This window comes from Trichlorobacter sp., assembly GCF_030247655.1.
Lineage (GTDB): Bacteria > Desulfobacterota > Desulfuromonadia > Geobacterales > Pseudopelobacteraceae > Trichlorobacter.
On sequence record NZ_JAOTRZ010000059.1, the window covers coordinates 1 to 15,357 of the forward strand.

The window sequence follows — 15,357 nt, forward strand, 5'->3', positions numbered from 1 at the left end:
GTCTACTAAAGCGCACAAAGGCCGGGAATTCCCGGCCTTTGTGCGCTTCAAACCGATTCCTGAAGCTTATTTCACCTCAACATTAATCTGCTTCGGCTTCACCTCTTCCTTCTTCGGCAGGGTTACCGTCAGCACCCCTTTGTCACAGCTAGCCGCGACCTTCTCCTGCTCAACCGTGGCAGGCAGCTTAAAGCTGCGCTGGAAGCTACCGAAGTAACGCTCTATCCGGTGGTAGTTCTCCTTCTTGACCTCGCTTTCGTGCTTGCGCTCGCCCTTGATGGTCAGCAGGTTATCCTCAATCCGGACATCAATATCCTTCTGCTCCACATCAGGAAGCTCCGCCTTGATCACAATTGAATCAGCGGTTTCATAGATATCCACCGCAGGCTGCCAGATCCCTTCCTTGATATCTTCGCCGGAGTAATCGTTGTTGCCCCACGACAGATTCAACAGACGATCCATCTGGTCCTGCATACTGCGCAGTTCACGTAACGGGTTGTACTTGACGAGTGCCATTGTTTTCATCCTCCTCAATTTTAAAAACTATGACTGCCTTCTATCCAAAAGATAAGCACTGTTTTTCACCTGTCAAGGGAAGCACGAAGAACGTTCCAGACGCTGGATCAGTCGTCCATCCGGGCTGTACAACTCCAGCTGCATCGGCATCCTGCCTACCGCATGGGTGGAGCAGGAAAGACAGGGGTCGTAGCAGCGGATGCCGTGTTCAACCCGGTTGAGTAGGCCTTCATCCAGTCTGGCACCGGAAAGGTAGCGCTGTGCAATCTGCAGAACGGTGCGATTCATCGCCAGGTTATTCTGCCCGGTGGCGATGATCAGATTAACGTAGGAGAGCAGCCCATGGTCGTCCACGTGGTACTCATGGAACAGGGTGCCGCGGGGCGCTTCCACCACGCCGATACCCACCTTGTTGTTGGTACGGGCATGGCTGCGGACATGGTCGTCCAACAGTTGGGGATCATCCAGCAGTTCACCCATACGCTCCAGGCAGTACAGGATCTCAATCAGTCGAGCCTGGTGGTAGTAGAAACTGCCCAGTATTGGGCCACCGCCATCACGGAACTGCCGGAAGCGGGTCAGCTCCTGGTCAGCCAGCGGGGTGCCGGCAAAGCTGGCCACATTGAGCCGTGCCAGCGGCCCCACCCGGTACATGTTGGCACTGCTGTCATCACCGGCAGGCCGGTAGGTGGGGAACTTGAGATAGCTCCAGCTCTTGCTCTCTTCGCTGATGAACTCGGCATAGCGGGATGGATCGATATCTCCAGTCAGGTTGACGCCGTTCTGATCCACAAAGCGCAAATTGCCATCATACTGTTCCAACCCGCCATCCGCCGAGACCAGCCCCAGGAACAGGCTGGGGAAGGTGCCGTAGCAGTCAGCCTCATCGCTTAGCCGCTGCAGCGCTTCATGGCCCAGTGTCAGCGCCTTTTGTGCAGTGGCAAGCGCCTCCGGCATCCGGGCGGCAATCCAGTCCCGTTTCTCTCTGCTGAGCGGTTCCCTGACCCCGCCGGAGACCGCCCAGGCCGGGTGCACCGAGCGATCCCCCAGCAGGCGGATCACCTCTTGGCCGAACTGACGCAGTCGGATCCCTTCCCTGGCCAGATCTGGCTGCGCCTCGATCAGGCCGATCAGATTGCGCTTGGCCGGGTCGCTCTCCATCCCCAGCAGCAGGTCCGGGCCGGAGAGCAGAAAGAAGCTCAGGGCGTGACTCTGCACCAGCTGGGCATAGTGCATCAGCCGCCGCAGCTTCTCGGCGGTGGGCGGTATCTTGACCCCTTTGAGCATATCACCGGCCTTGGCCGAGGCCAGGGCATGGCTGACCGGACAGATACCGCAAATCCGCTCAGTAATGGAGGGCATCTCGCGGTAGCTGCGTCCCAGACAGAACTTCTCAAACCCGCGAAACTCGGTGACATGGAAACGGGCATCAGCCACCTCTCCGGCATCATTGAGCCGGATGGTGATCTTGGCGTGGCCTTCAATCCGGGTGACCGGTGCTATGGTGATCGTCTTTGACATAAAATCTCCAACTTCAAAGCCAGAATCGTTTTGCCACAGAGGGCACAGAGAACACAGAGGAAAAACTAAAAACAGGACAATGGGTAAGAGACAAAACCGGAAAGCGTCGTTTTTACTTTGTTTGTAATATCATATAGTTGCTTGTACTTTTGCCGTTCTCTGTGCCGCTCTGTGTCCTCTGTGGCAAACGGCTTAGGTTTCTTTACCCAAACGTCCGTTGATCTTCACCCAACATCACCGGTTCTCCGTTCAGGACAGCCGTAATAGCCGCCAGAATCCGCTCCGGATCTGGCGGGCAGCCGGGGATAAAGGCATCCACCTCCACCACCTGATGCAGCGGAAGTACCCGTGGCAGCAGCTCCGGAAGAACGTCGCCATCCTCACCACTTCGGGGCAGGCTGCCTGGACCAGCCTGATAGACGCTGGTCAGCAGGTCATCCACCTTGAAGACGTTACGCAAGCTGGTGACATTGCCCGTAATGGCACAGTCACCGAAGCTGACCAACAGCCTGGAGTTTCTGCGAATCTGCTGGAGCAGTTCCAGGTTTTCCAGATTGGCCACCGCCCCTTCTATCAGGGCCAGATCGACCTGCTCCGGGAACTGTTTGGCATCCACCAGCGGACCATAGACCAGCTCAATCCGGTCGGCAAGCTCAACCAACAGCTCTCCCAGATCCAGCAGGCTCATATGACAGCCGGAACAGCCACCCAGCCAGGCGGTTGCCAGACGCAGCTTGCTCATAATGACCTCCCCTGCGCTGCCAGACGTCTGCGCTCCAGAATCCGGTTCAGGAAGCTGCGCTCTTTCTTCATCTCGCCCACCGTGGCCCCCTTCTTGTACAGGGCGCCGGTGGGGCAGAGCTGAACGCACTTGCCGCAGTCGGTGCAACTGGTGCTGCTGCCCCAGGGGCGATCAAGGTCTGCCACTACCCGGCTGGTTGAGCCTCGTCCTCTTACATCCCAGGTGTGGGCGCCTTCCACAGCATCACAGACCCGCACACAGCGCAAACAGAGTACACAGCGGTTGTGATCCAGGGCAAACCGCTCGCGGCTGGCATCCATCGGTAACTGCTGGTGCAGGTAATCAAAACGGACATGGTCAATTCCCAGCTTGGCAGCCAGCGCCTGCAGTTCGCAGTTATTGTTCTGGACACAGATGGAGCAGGTGTGGGTCCGTTCTGCCAGCAGCAGCTCCACCAGCATCTTGCGGTACTCAATCAGCTTGTCGCTGTGGGTGGTAACCACCATCCCCTCTGCAGCCTTGGTGATACAGGCCGGTACCGGGCGGGGGGAACCTTGCAGCTCAACCAGACAGAGGCGGCAGCCCCCCATCGCCTCAAGCCCTTCAAAATGACAGAGGGTGGGGATATCGACCCCGTGTTCACGGGCTATTTCCAGGATGGTCTGTTCCTTGCGGGCAGAGAACAGCTCATTGTTGATAGTCAGGGTAATGGCCGGCATCAGTATTCCTCCCCGTCACAGCGCAGTGCGCTGATCCGCTGCAGGAGCTGCTCACCCAGCAGATGCAGCGGCAGTTCGTTCATAGTACAGACGCCAGCCGGGCAGCGTCGGTCATTGATATGTGCCTCATACTCCTGCCGGAACCATCGCAGGGTGGAAAGTACCGGGTTGGGTGCCGCCGCCCCCAGCCCGCAAAGTGAAGTATCCTTCACCATCTGGCAGAGTTGTTCCAGGGTCTGAAGATCCCGTTGTGAGGCGCTGCCGTTACAGATCCGTGAAAGCAGACGATAAATCTCCACCGTGCCGGTACGGCAGGGCACGCACTTGCCGCAGCTTTCATCCAGACAAAACTCCATGAAGAAACGGGCAACATCCACCATGCAGCTCTTTTCCCCCATCACAATCAGGCCACCGGAGCCCATGATTGAGCCAAGCGCCTGCAGATTCTCATAGTCCACCGGCGTATCCAGCTTTTCTGCCGGGATACAGCCACCGCTTGGGCCGCCGGTCTGGGCCGCCTTGAAGTTCATCCCATTGGTCAGCCCACCGCCGATCTCAAAGACGACCTCCCGCAGACTGATCCCCATCGGAACCTCAATCAGGCCGTTATTAACCACCTCGCCGCACAGGGCAAAGACCTTGGTACCCCGGCTCTTGCCGTTGCCAATGGCGTTAAAGGCCTGGGGACCAATATTGAAGATGGAGGGGATATTGCCGAAGGTCTCCACATTGTTGATCAGGGTCGGGCAGCCCCACAGCCCTGCCTCAGCCGGATAGGGTGGACGGATGCGGGACTGTCCCCGTCTGCCCATGATGGAAGCCAGCAGCGCGGTCTCTTCACCGCAAACAAAGGCACCGGCGCCAATCCTGATGTCGATCCTGAAGCTGAAGCTGGAATCCAGTACCCGGCTGCCCAACAGACCGGCCCGTTCTGCATCCTTGATCGCCTTATGCAACCGCTGGGCTGCCACCGGATATTCGCCACGTACATAGACGTAGCCCTGATCAGCGCCGATGGCATAGCCAGCAATGGCCATCCCCTCCAGAATCCGGTGGGGGTCGGATTCCATCAGGGAGCGATCCATATAGGCGCCGGGGTCACCCTCATCGCCATTGGCCACCACAAACTTACGGCCGCCGCTGCTCTTGCGCACCAGCTGCCACTTGAGCCCGGTAGAGTAACCGCCGCCGCCCCGGCCGCGCAGGCCGCTCTGTACCACGCCATCACAGACATCATCGGGGGACATCTCATGCAGCGCCTGCGCCAGACTCTCATAACCGCCCCGGGCGATATACTGCTCAAGGGATTCAGGATCGATCCTTCCACTATTGGCCAGCACCAGCCGGATCTGACGGCTGAAAAACGGCCAGTCCTTCGGCAGCAGGTTCTGCTCCGGCAGTTGCTGCTGCTGTAAGGCTGTACTCAGGATTGTACAGGCCAGCTCCGGTGTCACCTTCTCCCAGACCTGTTCCGGCTGGTCCGGTTGCAGGACAGTCAGCAGCGGGCCACGGCTGCAGGGGCCCTGACAGCCGGTGCTCACCAGCTCCAGATCAGCCGGATTTCCCAACCTCGTCAGCTGTTCCCGCAGTGCCGCCACTACTGCCTCGGCTCCGGCTGCCACGCAGGGGGTGCCGCAGCAGACCAGCAGCCGCAGACGGCAGGCCTGCTGTTTCTGCAGGGTTGCTTCAGCCAGTTCTGCCAGTTCACCCCTGTTCATGTGGCACCTCCAGCAGTCCGTGCAGCTTTTCAACCGCACTGTCCGGTGTCTCCGGCCCGTAGACCACATCATCCACAGTCAGCATCGGCGCCAGTGAGCAGTTGCCCAGACAGCGGGCCGTACCCAGAGAGAGCTTGCCGTCTGCCGTGGTCTGGCCGGCCTTGATCCCGGCCGCCTGCTCCAGCCTGCCCAGAATCTCGCCCGCCCCTTTGACATAACAGGCCGTGCCGGTGCAGACAATGCAGGAATGCTCCCCCTTGGGACGCAGAGTAAAGAAGTGATAAAAGGTGGCCACCCCAAAGACCTGGCTTTCCGGTAGCTTTAACTGGGCCGCCACATGGCCCAGCAGTTCACGACTTAAATAGCCAAACGCCTCCTGGGCCGTATGCAGCACCTCAATCAGGGCATCAGGCTGGTACTGCAACCGCTTCATGGCCCGCTCCACCAACTTCAGGCGGGGATCATCGGCAAGCTCTGTATGTTTACAGCAGTCACCACTCATAGGCACTCCTTTACGTGCTCAACATCAGCATTTCAGTATAGTTTTAGATACAACTGATTTCGTGATTGTCAACCAACCCTTTCAGATTGTAACCGGCCCGTAAGATCAGGTAGTATGCACAACAGTCCAGGGAGGTGGATCATGTTGCAGTACAAGGTGGTTGAGCTGTCTAATGTGACCGAAGAGGCCATTGAAGAGGCGCTGAACGAAAAAGTGGCTGAAGGATGGAACTTTGACGGCATGCAGTTTGCCATGCGGGAGAGCAGCAAACGGCCGTCTATGGCCTTTCTGCTGTTTACGCGGGAAGATGAAGATGCATAACCCTATTAGTACCCGGAGGTCTGTAACTGTGTACCGTCATATCATACTATTTGTCCTGTTGCTGTTCAGCGCTGTTTCTGCCTTTGCCGCCGTGCCGACCTCCTCAATCAACCTGAGTGTTGAGTCCTCGGCGTCAGATTTAAGCGCCATCGTCAACCAATCGCTGCCCAAAGAGCTGTACAAGGGACAAGGCGGGCTGGGCACCTCGGTAACCGTGCAGCGTACCGGTCCGGTTGCGGTCACGGCCAACGACAACTTTATCTACCTGACCCTGCCGGTACAGCTGACCTTCAGCTATGGCTTCTATGAGAGCTACCCGTTGCGAGCCGGGCTGCGCTTTAAGGCAAGGGTAAACATTTCCCCGGACTGGCGGTTAAAAACAGAGTTGTACTATACCGGCCTGTCGGACAATCTGGCCGACAGTCTTAAGCTGGGACCGCTCTCCCTGAAACCCAAAAACATGGTGGAGGCGATTACCCAACCGGTGCAGCGGTTGCTGACGCCGATCATAGACACCAAGGTTAATGATGCCGTTAAATTACGAGCCAAGGTTGCCCCCCTGTGGCAGCAGGCCTTTAACCCGACCCAGGTCAACAAAGAGTTCAGTACCTGGCTAAGGCTGACCCCGGAACGGATTGTGATCAGCCCGCTCCAGGCTGCCAACAACCAGATCAGACTGGCAGTCGGTATCATCACCGGTGCTGAAATAACCATTGGACCTAAACCTGCTGCGGTTCCGCCACGGCCGTTACCTCCGGTCCAGTTGCTGTCAACCTTTGATAAAACCTTTCATATCCAGCTTGCCACCGACATCTTCTTTGATGATCTGGTGACTGCCCTTAATCCTGTCCTGCTGGACAAAACCTTTGGTGAGGACAAAAAGATCACCATTAAGAAATTCAGCATAAAGGGAGAAGAAGGACGTCTGGTGGTTAACCTGACCAGCACCGGTGATTTTGACGGTGAGCTGACCGTGCTGGCGAAACCAACCTATAATCCGCAGACCAACAGCCTGACCTTTGAAGAGGTTGATTTTGATACCAGACATGCTGGATGGCTGATCAGCGCCGGAAGCTGGCTGTTTAGCAGCACAATCCGCAACACCATCAAAGAGAAGCTGGACAGCGCAGTGGTTGAACAGCTGGAAAAGGCCCGCGTCAAGGCATCCACAACCCTCTCATCACTGCAACTAGCCGAACGGGTCAGGCTGAGCGGTAACGTTAAGTCCCTCTCACTGGGCGAAGCGGCTGTACTGCCGGATCGCCTGTCTGTGCAGGTGGTGGCCCAGGGTGAGGCCGGGGTGATTTTGAAGTGATACCAGCCAAAACAACTTGCACCCCACACGCGAAGCAGATACTATATGCGCAACAACTATGCGCATAAGGAGTATGGTATGCTGACAGCCATGTATGACACCAGCGCCCCTAAAAAGCCCACCAATGTAAGCATTAACCGTGATCTGCTCCAGCAGGCTAAAGAACACCAGATTAACCTTTCACGGGCCTTGGAGACACGACTTGCTGAACTGCTGCGTGAGCATAAACAGCAGCAATGGCGGCAAGAAAACCACGAAGCGGTTGAGGCCTACAATCGGAGGATCGAGACCCATGGTTGCTTCAGCGATGGCCTGAGGCGGTTTTAATGGCACAGTTCGACGTCTACGCCAACCCCAACCAAGCCACAAATCGTACCATCCCCTACCTGCTGGACGTACAGGCCGACCTGCTCAGCGATCTGGCAACCCGCGTGGTGGTGCCGCTCTATGCTGCCACTGCCGCTACCAAGGCAGCTCAACACCTCAACCCGCGCTTTCAGGTCAAACGCACCTCGGTGATTATGTCCACAGCCGAACTAGCCGGTGTGCCGCTTTCTGCGCTCGGTGATCGGGTTGATTCATGGCAGCATCACCGATCTGAAATCATTGCTGCGCTTGATTTTCTGATCAGCGGGTTTTGAAGAACCAACCTGCTGATGTTTTTGAAGAAAAGAATGAAAAATAATGACAAATCAATCTGATACCATACAGATTTACCAGGATGCAGAAGGCAGACCTGCGCTTGAAGTAAAGTTGGATCAGGAAACGGTCTGGCTGACGCAAGAGCAGATGTCTTTGCTGTTTGGCAGAGAGCGTTCTGTTATTACCAAACATATTGGCAGCATTTTCCGGGAGGAAGAGCTGGATAAAGAAAGCAATGTGCAAAATATGCACATTGCTCATTCAGACAAGCCGGTTACTTTCTATAACCTTGATATTATCATCTCGGTCGGTTACCGCGTTAAATCCCAGCAGGGAACCAGATTCCGTCAATGGGCCACCAAAACCCTGCGGGATCACCTGGTCAAAGGCTACACCATTAACCAGCAGCGACTGCAGGAACAGACTGAGAAGCTCAACGACCTGCGCAAGACCGTTACCCTGCTGGAGCAGACCATTGCCCGACAGGAGATCGGCCTTGAAGAGGCTAAAGGGCTGCTGGCGGTTATCACTGACTACGCATATGCCCTGACCACGCTGGACCGTTATGACCATGGCACCCTTAGCATCGGCTCTACCACGCAGAATAGCGATTATCTCCTTGGGTACGATGAGGCGATCAGCATTGTGGCCTCCATGAAGGGGAAGTTCGGCGGGCTGTTTGGGCTGGAAAAAGATGATGGCTTCAAAAGCGCCCTGGCCACCATCTACCAGACCTTTGGCGGCAAGGAACTGTACCCCAGCGTGGAAGAAAAGGCCGCTAATCTGTTGTACTTTGTGGTCAAGAACCATGCCTTTTCAGATGGCAATAAGCGGATTGCCGCTGCCCTGTTCGTCTACTTCCTGGGCGGCTGCGGTTGCCTGTACCGGCCAGACGGCGGCAAGCGCCTGGCTGACAACGCCCTGGTGGCCCTGACCCTGTTGATTGCCGAGAGCAGACCGGAGGAGAAGGACACGATTGTAAAGGTTGTGGTGAACCTGATTAACCGGGAGAATTAACAGAGCCTACCGAATCAAATGTTCCATTTGGGAAGGTCACCGGTTCACACGCACGTCAACCGGGCAATAACTAGTTGCACAAATAATAAAAGCAGTTCCCTTTATGGAGCTGCTTTTATTATTTGTTTTCATGTTAACTCACTTCTAAAATTTTGATGCATTCAGACCATAAATTCGGCATTCTAGGACTTCAAATGGTCACAAATTTTAGTTCCAATCGATACCCGGCCAATCAAAGGGTTCAGGATCCTGTGTAGTTGTTGTTGTGCCAGTGCCGGTTGTACCCTGATTCTTGCCTCCCTCGGCCATGGCAGGCACGCTGACTGACATGGATACTAGCACCAATAGTACAATTAACTTTTTCATGAGAACGGCTCCTTTTCCTTTTCGAGTTGAACAGCTTTGCAAACTATAAGCAGTAAAAGTGCCATACTAATAACAAGCCTAATATTACGGCTTATTTAACTAATTTTACCAGGAAAACACAAAGGAACTGATGCAAGAAATGCACCTATGGTCTGCAATTTTTGCACTAGTATCTTTTCATTAACAGACTCAATAATGTACATAAATTTCTCTGGTAAACAGATTACGGGAACGCCTGAAGTGTCAGGCATGAACGATTAAAAGATGGTAAAGCGAAGCCCCAAAAAAGTTGACAGGTTAAAGCCATGCCCGTTGCAACAAAAATTAAACAGACACAAAAATTGGACACCCCATGAACAACACCCTCTATCTAATCGACGGCTCCTCCTATCTCTACCGGGCCTATTTTGCCATCAAGCGGCTGTCATCCCCCAGCGGATTCCCCACCAACGCCATCTATGGCTTTACCCAGATGCTGCTCAAGCTGCTGAAGGATTACCAACCTCAGCACCTAGCCATGGTCTTTGATGTGGGGCGAGTGACCTTCCGTACTGAACTGTACCCGGCCTACAAGGCCAACCGGGCCGAGATGCCGGATGATCTGCGCCAGCAAATCGGGCCGATCCGCGATCTGGTGCGAGCCTTTAATATCCCGGTGGTGGAACTGCAGGGGTTTGAGGCCGATGACCTGATTGGCACCCTGGCTGCCCGCTGGGAGGCGACCGGCGGCAACGTGGTGGTGGTGACTGGTGACAAGGATCTGATGCAGATTGTGACCGACCAGACCACCCTGCTGGACACCATGAAGAACGTGACCTCTGCCATTCCCCAGGTGCATGAACGTTTTGGCGTTGGGCCGGATGGCGTGATTGACATCCTGGGTCTGGCTGGTGACACATCTGACAACATCCCCGGTGTGCCGGGCATTGGTGAGAAGACCGCCATCAAGCTGGTTCAGCAGTTTGGCTCCATGGACAGCCTGCTGGAACGGGCTGCAGAGGTGCCGGGCAAGGTTGGCGAGAAGCTGCGTGAATTTGCGGAACAGGCCCGTCTTTCCCGCGTGCTGGCCACCATTATCAAGGATGTGCCCTATGACCTGCACCCGGATCAACTGCTGGCGCAAGAGCCGGATACGGAACGTCTGAACGAGCTGTTCAAGCTGTATGGCTTCCATACCCTGATCAAGGAAATGACCGCCCAGGCCACCCTGCAGACTGACCAGTACCACTGCATCCTGACGGGTGATGATCTTGAGAAGCTGGCTCAGCGCCTGGAATCAGCCCCTGCCTTTGCCTTTGATACCGAGACCACCGGCCTTGATCCCCGCAGTGCAGAACTGGTGGGGATTTCCATCTCACTACAGGCCCATGAGGCGTTTTACATCCCGCTGGGGCACCACTATCTGGGGATGCCGGATCAGCTGCCAAGGGAGACCGTGCTGAACCGCCTGCGCCCAGCCTTTGGCAACCCGGCCATCCGCAAGATTGGGCAGAACCTGAAGTTTGACCTGCAGGTACTGGCCACTGCCGGATTGGAGGTGCAAGGTAGTTGGTGTGATACCATGCTCTGCTCCTACCTGCTGAACCCTTCCCGTGGCGGCCATGGCCTGGATGCCCTGGCACAGGAACACTTGAATCACAAGATGGTCTCCTACGACGAGGTAACCGGCTCCGGCAAGAACCGGATCTGCTTTAGCGAGGTGGAGATTGAGAAGGCCACCCGCTATGCTGCCGAGGATGCTGATGCCACCTGGCTGCTGCATGAAAAACTGCTGCCGATGCTGAAGGAGCAAGGGCTGGAGAAACTGCTGTTTGAGCTGGAGATGCCGCTGATGGAGATCATGACCCGGATGGAGCAGCATGGCGTGCTGCTGGATCTGGGCTATCTGGCCGAGCTGGGAAGCGGTTTTGGCGGGCGGATGGTTGAGCTTGAAAAACGGATTATCGAGCTGGCAGGCGGGCCGTTTAACCTTAACTCTCCCAAGCAGTTGGAAGAGGTGCTGTTTGAACGGCTGGGGCTACAGGCTGGCAAGAAGACCAAGGGCAAGACCGGCAGATCAACCGACAACGAGGTACTGACCGGGCTGGCTGAGGAGCATGAGATCGCCCGGCTGTTGCTGGATTACCGTGGGCTGGCCAAACTGAAGTCCACCTATACCGATGCACTTGCCAAGTTGACCGACAGGCAGGGCCGCGTCCATACCTCCTATAATCAGGCAGTAACCGCCACCGGTCGGCTTTCTTCATCGGACCCGAACCTGCAGAACATCCCGATCCGCACCGATGAAGGTCGTCGGATCCGCGAGGCGTTTATTGCGCCGCCAGGCCACCTGATTCTGGCAGCTGACTACTCCCAGATCGAGCTGCGGGTGCTGGCACACCTATCGGCTGATCCGGTCTTCTGCGATGCCTTCAGCCAGGATGAGGATATCCATACCCGCACCGCCAGCGAGGTGTTTGGTCTGTTCCCGGAGATGGTTACCTCTGAGATGCGACGTCAGGCAAAAACCATCAACTTTGGCATCATCTACGGCCAGGGAGCATTTTCGTTGGCCAAGCAGTTGGGGGTGGCCCGTAACGTGGCAGAGAAGTTTATTAGCGCCTACAAAGAGCGTCACAGCGGGGCAATAGCCTTTCTTGATTCCTGCATCGCCACGGCAAAAGAGACAGGATATGTCACTACTATTTTGGGGCGTAAGCTGCCGATTGCTGACATCACCAGCAGTAACGGCAACCTGCGTTCCTTTGCTGAGCGCAACGCCATCAACTACCCGATCCAGGGCTCTGCGGCGGATATCATCAAACAGGCCATGCTGGGGGTGGATCGTGCCATTCGTGCCGAAGGGCTGCAAAGCCGCCTGATCATGCAGGTGCATGACGAACTGGTCTTTGAGGTGCCGGAGGCGGAACTGCAACAGATGCGGGAACTGGTGAACCGGGAGATGTCACAGGCAGTGGCGCTGAAGGTGCCGCTCAAGGTGGATATCAACTTTGGCAAAAACTGGAGCGAAGCGCACTAGTGTATGAAAGGTGAAAATTGCCACGCCATAATCCTTTCAACCCTCAACTATGGGGAGAGCGACCGGATTGTATCGCTCTTTACCCTGGAGTATGGCCGCCTGCGCGGCTTTGCCAAATCTGCACGGGCCAGTCGCAAGCGATTTGGTGGACAGCTGGAACCAACCAACAGAATTGAAGTCAGCTTATCCCTGAAAGAAGACGGTTTAAGCAGAATTGAGCGGATCGAGCAGAGCAGCTGTTATCCTGAACTGCACGAACAGCTTGAATCTCTGGCCCTGGCACTGTATGCTTGTGAACTGGTTGAGGCACTAACCCCGGAAGGGCATCCCCTGCCCAGACTATTCAGATTACTGTCCACCCTGCTTGATCATCTGGCAGCCCAAACAGGATCAGCAGCAGACCGTAGATTCTTTGAAATAAACGTCCTGAATATTCTGGGCTATCGTCCAGTACTGGATACAGCACTGCTGCAACCACTTTCTGATTGTATGAAGACCGGCAGTTTTGGAAAAATCAGGTTTACTGATACAGAGCTGGATGCAGCAGGGCGTTTGCTGGATCGTCAGATCAGCAGCCACTGTACCCACCCACTGAAAAGCAGGACATTTCTTGAAAATCTGAACTGAAAGCCGTTGAAGGAACAAGGATTCACTATGAGGCACCGCATATACACCAGACTACTCGCACCATCAGTACTGTTCAGTTCTGCACTGATACTGCTTGTGGCACAGATCAGCTTGGCTGCCCCCGGCTTTGATCTGGATCTGAAAGATCTGAAAAAACCTTCACAACCGGCTGTTCCCAAGAAGGCTGCCCCACCCGGAAAAAAGAGGGGTGAGGCCAAGGCAACGCAAAAAAAGCAACCTGCGGTTGCAGATGCAAAGCCTGCAATCAAGCAGCCTAAAATCGCCCTTAACCCAACACCACAACCAGCCCCTGAACAGTCAGAGCTGATCCTGCACCGGGGCGACAATTCCTGCCAACTGGCTGAGCGGATTGCTGTTGCACTGGCCCGCACGGTTCCGACAGAATTGCTGCTAAATGGTCTGGACCTGAAACCGGTTGCCACGGTAAATCATGGGCAGCTGGACCTGATGGTAACCTGCGGGCTTCAGGTTGCTGAGGCCTATACCTACAGCCGTCTGTTGGAGGAACATCAGGTGGAATTGGTAAACATCAGGGGGGATGAAACAGCAGGTCAGACAGCACAGAAAATCATTGATGCCCTTGCCCTACCCTACCAGCTAGAACATGCAGAAAAAGAGACTGACGGCAGCACACAAATATATCTTTTTCCGGCAGATGCGCAGCGGCAACGCCCACTACGGCTGGTTGTGCAACCTTAGCCCTGAAGCTAGCGCAGTCTGCCCCGGGCATTACCGTACTGGAAAAATGCAATCAGCTTAAACTCATCCTTTGTGTAAGACCTGGGTAGTTTCCCCAGACCGCCACCAGTCTGGATTATCCTTAAAATTCTGAAAACTTCCTCATCAAGTATATTTTTACCGGAACCATTCAGCAGCTCATATTTCGTAATATCGCCAGAACGGTTAAATGTGATCTTCATTGCCACTACTCCCTCATCACCCCGTAGAGCAGCTTCAGCAGGATAGCGCCAGACACCATACACCCGATCCTCAAAACGTCTTAGCAGAGAGCCCAGCTGTACATCATCAGTATTCAGGAACCCTGTGTCACCATTAGCGATATCATCGGCAAACCGTCGGCGGTAGTTTTCCTCCAGTTGTGCCATCCGGCTGGCACTGGGGGCCAGGTTGGGTTGTGATTTGGTTCCCGTACCGCCGCCCCCCCCTGTGCCTGACTGTTGTTGCGGCTTGCGACGCAACAACTCATTGACCGAGCTGCCCGCTTCCGACGGCCTTGCAGGTGGACCGGCCGGACCGGGACGTCCTGATGAAGCAGAAGGCTTAACCCTTGCTGATTGACGAGTTGGGGCTGTTTTTGAAGCAGGAGTTACCGGCGTTGCCTGCCGGGGGGCGGTTTCTTTGACTACACGGCGACGCTGATCTGATGGACGCGCCTTCTGGTCCTGCTGAGGGGTTGGAGGAGTCTTGAGCTCAGGCATATCCTGAAGATCAATAAAGGTGGGCTCTGAAATCTGCTGTTGTTGCTCTTTTGGCCAGAGATACCACGTTACAAAGACTGCCACGTGCAGCACAATTGAAATGAGCAGCAGGTACAGAAACGTCTTTTCTACATACTGATCTGACGACATCCCTCTGGCCAGGGGTACATCCTCCCGGAAACTGGAGAGGGGATGCTTAAAATCCGCATCCCCTCTCGTTGTTTCGTCTCTCCGCTCTGACGTTGACCTTAAAAGGTCCTCTGGCGAGTTCCTCCACAGATGGGTCTCAATATGCCGCTTCAGGCAGTTCCCACGTATTGAGGGCAGCACACCACGGCAGGGAACGATTCCCGTTTCAACAAGTATTCCGCCCGGGCGCTACAGGTACAACGGGCAGAGCAGAGAGCAATTGATTACGTTTTTATCCTAGACCCAGCAGACTTTTTTTTCAAGCGGTTTATGCACAAGAACCGAGGTAGTTTTGCAAACGCTTCAAATCAGCCATCAACGCCTCAAACCCAGGAAAGGTAAGGGATTGCGGACCATCGGACAGTGCCTTTTCCGGCTCAGGGTGAACTTCCACCAACACCCCGTGGGCACCAGCCACCAGGGCCGCCTTGGACATGGGGGTAACCAGGCTACGCTTGCCGGTGGCATGGGAGGGATCAACCATAATCGGCAGGTGGGTCAACTCCTTAACCAGCGGTACCATGGCCAGATCCAGGGTGTTGCGGGTAGATGTCTCAAAGGTACGGATTCCCCGCTCACAGAGGATGACCTGCTCATTCCCTTCGGCCAGGATATACTCAGCCGCTGCCAAAAATTCCTCTATGGTGGCGCTCATGCCCCGCTTCAACAGGATCGGCTTTCTG

16 protein-coding genes, 1 other RNA gene and 1 pseudogene are annotated in these 15,357 nt (G+C 55.4%); 8 read left to right on the forward strand and 10 right to left on the reverse strand.

Annotated elements, in window-relative coordinates; translation table 11 throughout:
• Positions 1–66 precede the first annotated feature (66 nt).
• The 6 genes from OEL57_RS07265 to hoxE all read right to left on the reverse strand — a co-directional run bounded on the left by OEL57_RS07265 (position 67) and on the right by hoxE (position 5,718).
• The gene (locus OEL57_RS07265; RefSeq protein WP_300739072.1) at positions 67–516 is read right to left on the reverse strand and encodes an Hsp20/alpha crystallin family protein; all 450 of its coding nucleotides are present in this window, start codon (positions 514–516) and stop codon (positions 67–69) included.
• A gap of 72 nt (positions 517–588) precedes the next feature.
• Positions 589–2,037, reverse strand: a complete 1,449-nt coding sequence (locus OEL57_RS07270) for a Ni/Fe hydrogenase subunit alpha (protein ID WP_300739075.1) — start codon at positions 2,035–2,037, stop codon at positions 589–591.
• Positions 2,038–2,239: 202 nt separating this feature from the next.
• Complete coding sequence (locus tag OEL57_RS07275; RefSeq protein WP_300739078.1) at positions 2,240–2,779, reverse strand: NADP oxidoreductase; 540 nt, start codon at positions 2,777–2,779, stop codon at positions 2,240–2,242.
• Positions 2,776–3,498, reverse strand: coding sequence for a bidirectional hydrogenase complex protein HoxU (gene hoxU / locus OEL57_RS07280; protein ID WP_300739080.1), 723 nt, complete (start codon positions 3,496–3,498; stop codon positions 2,776–2,778). Before hoxU ends, OEL57_RS07275 begins: the two co-directional genes overlap by 4 nt.
• Positions 3,498–5,216: a NuoF family protein gene (locus OEL57_RS07285; protein WP_300739083.1), complete on the reverse strand. Its 1,719-nt coding sequence runs from the start codon at positions 5,214–5,216 to the stop codon at positions 3,498–3,500. The genes hoxU and OEL57_RS07285 overlap by 1 nt, the downstream gene beginning before the upstream one ends.
• The gene (gene hoxE, locus OEL57_RS07290) at positions 5,203–5,718 is read right to left on the reverse strand and encodes a bidirectional hydrogenase complex protein HoxE (protein ID WP_300739086.1); all 516 of its coding nucleotides are present in this window, start codon (positions 5,716–5,718) and stop codon (positions 5,203–5,205) included. The genes OEL57_RS07285 and hoxE overlap by 14 nt, the downstream gene beginning before the upstream one ends.
• Before the next feature lie 141 nt (positions 5,719–5,859).
• Between hoxE and OEL57_RS07295 the strand changes: the two genes are divergently transcribed.
• Genes OEL57_RS07295 through rhuM form a run of 5 tightly spaced genes read left to right on the forward strand, consistent with a single transcriptional unit; the run spans position 5,860 to position 9,013 of the window.
• Positions 5,860–6,039, forward strand: coding sequence for a DUF4177 domain-containing protein (locus OEL57_RS07295; protein ID WP_300739089.1), 180 nt, complete (start codon positions 5,860–5,862; stop codon positions 6,037–6,039).
• Between the two features lie 28 nt (positions 6,040–6,067).
• A complete protein-coding gene (locus OEL57_RS07300; RefSeq protein WP_300739092.1) occupies positions 6,068–7,354 on the forward strand; it encodes a DUF4403 family protein in 1,287 nt (428 codons plus the stop codon).
• A 45-nt stretch (positions 7,355–7,399) separates the two neighbouring features.
• Positions 7,400–7,681 (forward strand): type II toxin-antitoxin system CcdA family antitoxin, encoded by a 282-nt coding sequence (locus OEL57_RS07305; protein ID WP_300739095.1) that lies wholly within the window; start codon positions 7,400–7,402, stop codon positions 7,679–7,681.
• A complete protein-coding gene (locus OEL57_RS07310; RefSeq protein WP_300739097.1) occupies positions 7,681–7,995 on the forward strand; it encodes a CcdB family protein in 315 nt (104 codons plus the stop codon). Before OEL57_RS07305 ends, OEL57_RS07310 begins: the two co-directional genes overlap by 1 nt.
• 43 nt (positions 7,996–8,038) lie before the next feature.
• Positions 8,039–9,013, forward strand: coding sequence for a virulence protein RhuM/Fic/DOC family protein (gene rhuM / locus OEL57_RS07315; RefSeq protein ID WP_300739099.1), 975 nt, complete (start codon positions 8,039–8,041; stop codon positions 9,011–9,013).
• Between the two features lie 207 nt (positions 9,014–9,220).
• Here rhuM and OEL57_RS07320 read toward each other — a convergent pair whose 3' ends face one another.
• Positions 9,221–9,379, reverse strand: a complete 159-nt coding sequence (locus OEL57_RS07320) for a hypothetical protein (RefSeq protein WP_300739101.1) — start codon at positions 9,377–9,379, stop codon at positions 9,221–9,223.
• A 352-nt stretch (positions 9,380–9,731) separates the two neighbouring features.
• Here OEL57_RS07320 and polA point away from each other — a divergent pair, with 352 nt between their 5' ends.
• Genes polA through OEL57_RS07335 form a run of 3 tightly spaced genes read left to right on the forward strand, consistent with a single transcriptional unit; the run spans position 9,732 to position 13,745 of the window.
• A complete protein-coding gene (gene polA / locus OEL57_RS07325) occupies positions 9,732–12,398 on the forward strand; it encodes a DNA polymerase I (RefSeq protein WP_300739103.1) in 2,667 nt (888 codons plus the stop codon).
• Positions 12,399–12,401: 3 nt separating this feature from the next.
• On the forward strand, positions 12,402–13,025 hold the full coding sequence (recO, locus tag OEL57_RS07330; RefSeq protein ID WP_300739104.1) for a DNA repair protein RecO: 624 nt from the start codon (positions 12,402–12,404) through the stop codon (positions 13,023–13,025).
• A gap of 27 nt (positions 13,026–13,052) precedes the next feature.
• Positions 13,053–13,745 carry a hypothetical protein gene (locus OEL57_RS07335; protein ID WP_300739106.1) on the forward strand — a complete coding sequence of 231 codons (693 nt, stop codon included), beginning with the start codon at positions 13,053–13,055 and terminating at the stop codon, positions 13,743–13,745.
• Between the two features lie 8 nt (positions 13,746–13,753).
• Here the strand turns inward: OEL57_RS07335 and OEL57_RS07340 are convergent, their stop codons facing one another.
• The 3 genes and pseudogenes from OEL57_RS07340 to OEL57_RS07350 form a co-directional block, all read right to left on the reverse strand.
• Positions 13,754–14,635, reverse strand: coding sequence for a TonB family protein (locus OEL57_RS07340; RefSeq protein ID WP_300739108.1), 882 nt, complete (start codon positions 14,633–14,635; stop codon positions 13,754–13,756).
• 74 nt (positions 14,636–14,709) lie between these two features.
• A non-coding RNA gene (ssrS, locus tag OEL57_RS07345) (6S RNA) lies at positions 14,710–14,893 on the reverse strand.
• A gap of 49 nt (positions 14,894–14,942) precedes the next feature.
• Positions 14,943–15,357: pseudogene (locus OEL57_RS07350) on the reverse strand (3-deoxy-7-phosphoheptulonate synthase); the annotation flags it as partial.

Bases quoted from the DNA above. Each gene is read 5' to 3' on its own strand.
- OEL57_RS07265 (WP_300739072.1), bottom strand. From the start codon at position 516: ATGGCACTCGTCAAGTACAACCCGTTACGTGAACTGCGCAGTATGCAG.
- OEL57_RS07270 (WP_300739075.1), bottom strand. From the start codon at position 2,037: ATGTCAAAGACGATCACCATAGCACCGGTCACCCGGATTGAAGGCCAC.
- OEL57_RS07275 (WP_300739078.1), bottom strand. From the start codon at position 2,779: ATGAGCAAGCTGCGTCTGGCAACCGCCTGGCTGGGTGGCTGTTCCGGC.
- hoxU (WP_300739080.1), bottom strand. From the start codon at position 3,498: ATGCCGGCCATTACCCTGACTATCAACAATGAGCTGTTCTCTGCCCGC.
- OEL57_RS07285 (WP_300739083.1), bottom strand. From the start codon at position 5,216: ATGAACAGGGGTGAACTGGCAGAACTGGCTGAAGCAACCCTGCAGAAA.
- hoxE (WP_300739086.1), bottom strand. From the start codon at position 5,718: ATGAGTGGTGACTGCTGTAAACATACAGAGCTTGCCGATGATCCCCGC.
- OEL57_RS07295 (WP_300739089.1), top strand. From the start codon at position 5,860: ATGTTGCAGTACAAGGTGGTTGAGCTGTCTAATGTGACCGAAGAGGCC.
- OEL57_RS07305 (WP_300739095.1), top strand. From the start codon at position 7,400: ATGCGCAACAACTATGCGCATAAGGAGTATGGTATGCTGACAGCCATG.
- OEL57_RS07310 (WP_300739097.1), top strand. From the start codon at position 7,681: ATGGCACAGTTCGACGTCTACGCCAACCCCAACCAAGCCACAAATCGT.
- rhuM (WP_300739099.1), top strand. From the start codon at position 8,039: ATGACAAATCAATCTGATACCATACAGATTTACCAGGATGCAGAAGGC.
- OEL57_RS07320 (WP_300739101.1), bottom strand. From the start codon at position 9,379: ATGAAAAAGTTAATTGTACTATTGGTGCTAGTATCCATGTCAGTCAGC.
- polA (WP_300739103.1), top strand. From the start codon at position 9,732: ATGAACAACACCCTCTATCTAATCGACGGCTCCTCCTATCTCTACCGG.
- recO (WP_300739104.1), top strand. From the start codon at position 12,402: ATGAAAGGTGAAAATTGCCACGCCATAATCCTTTCAACCCTCAACTAT.
- OEL57_RS07335 (WP_300739106.1), top strand. From the start codon at position 13,053: ATGAGGCACCGCATATACACCAGACTACTCGCACCATCAGTACTGTTC.
- OEL57_RS07340 (WP_300739108.1), bottom strand. From the start codon at position 14,635: ATGTCGTCAGATCAGTATGTAGAAAAGACGTTTCTGTACCTGCTGCTC.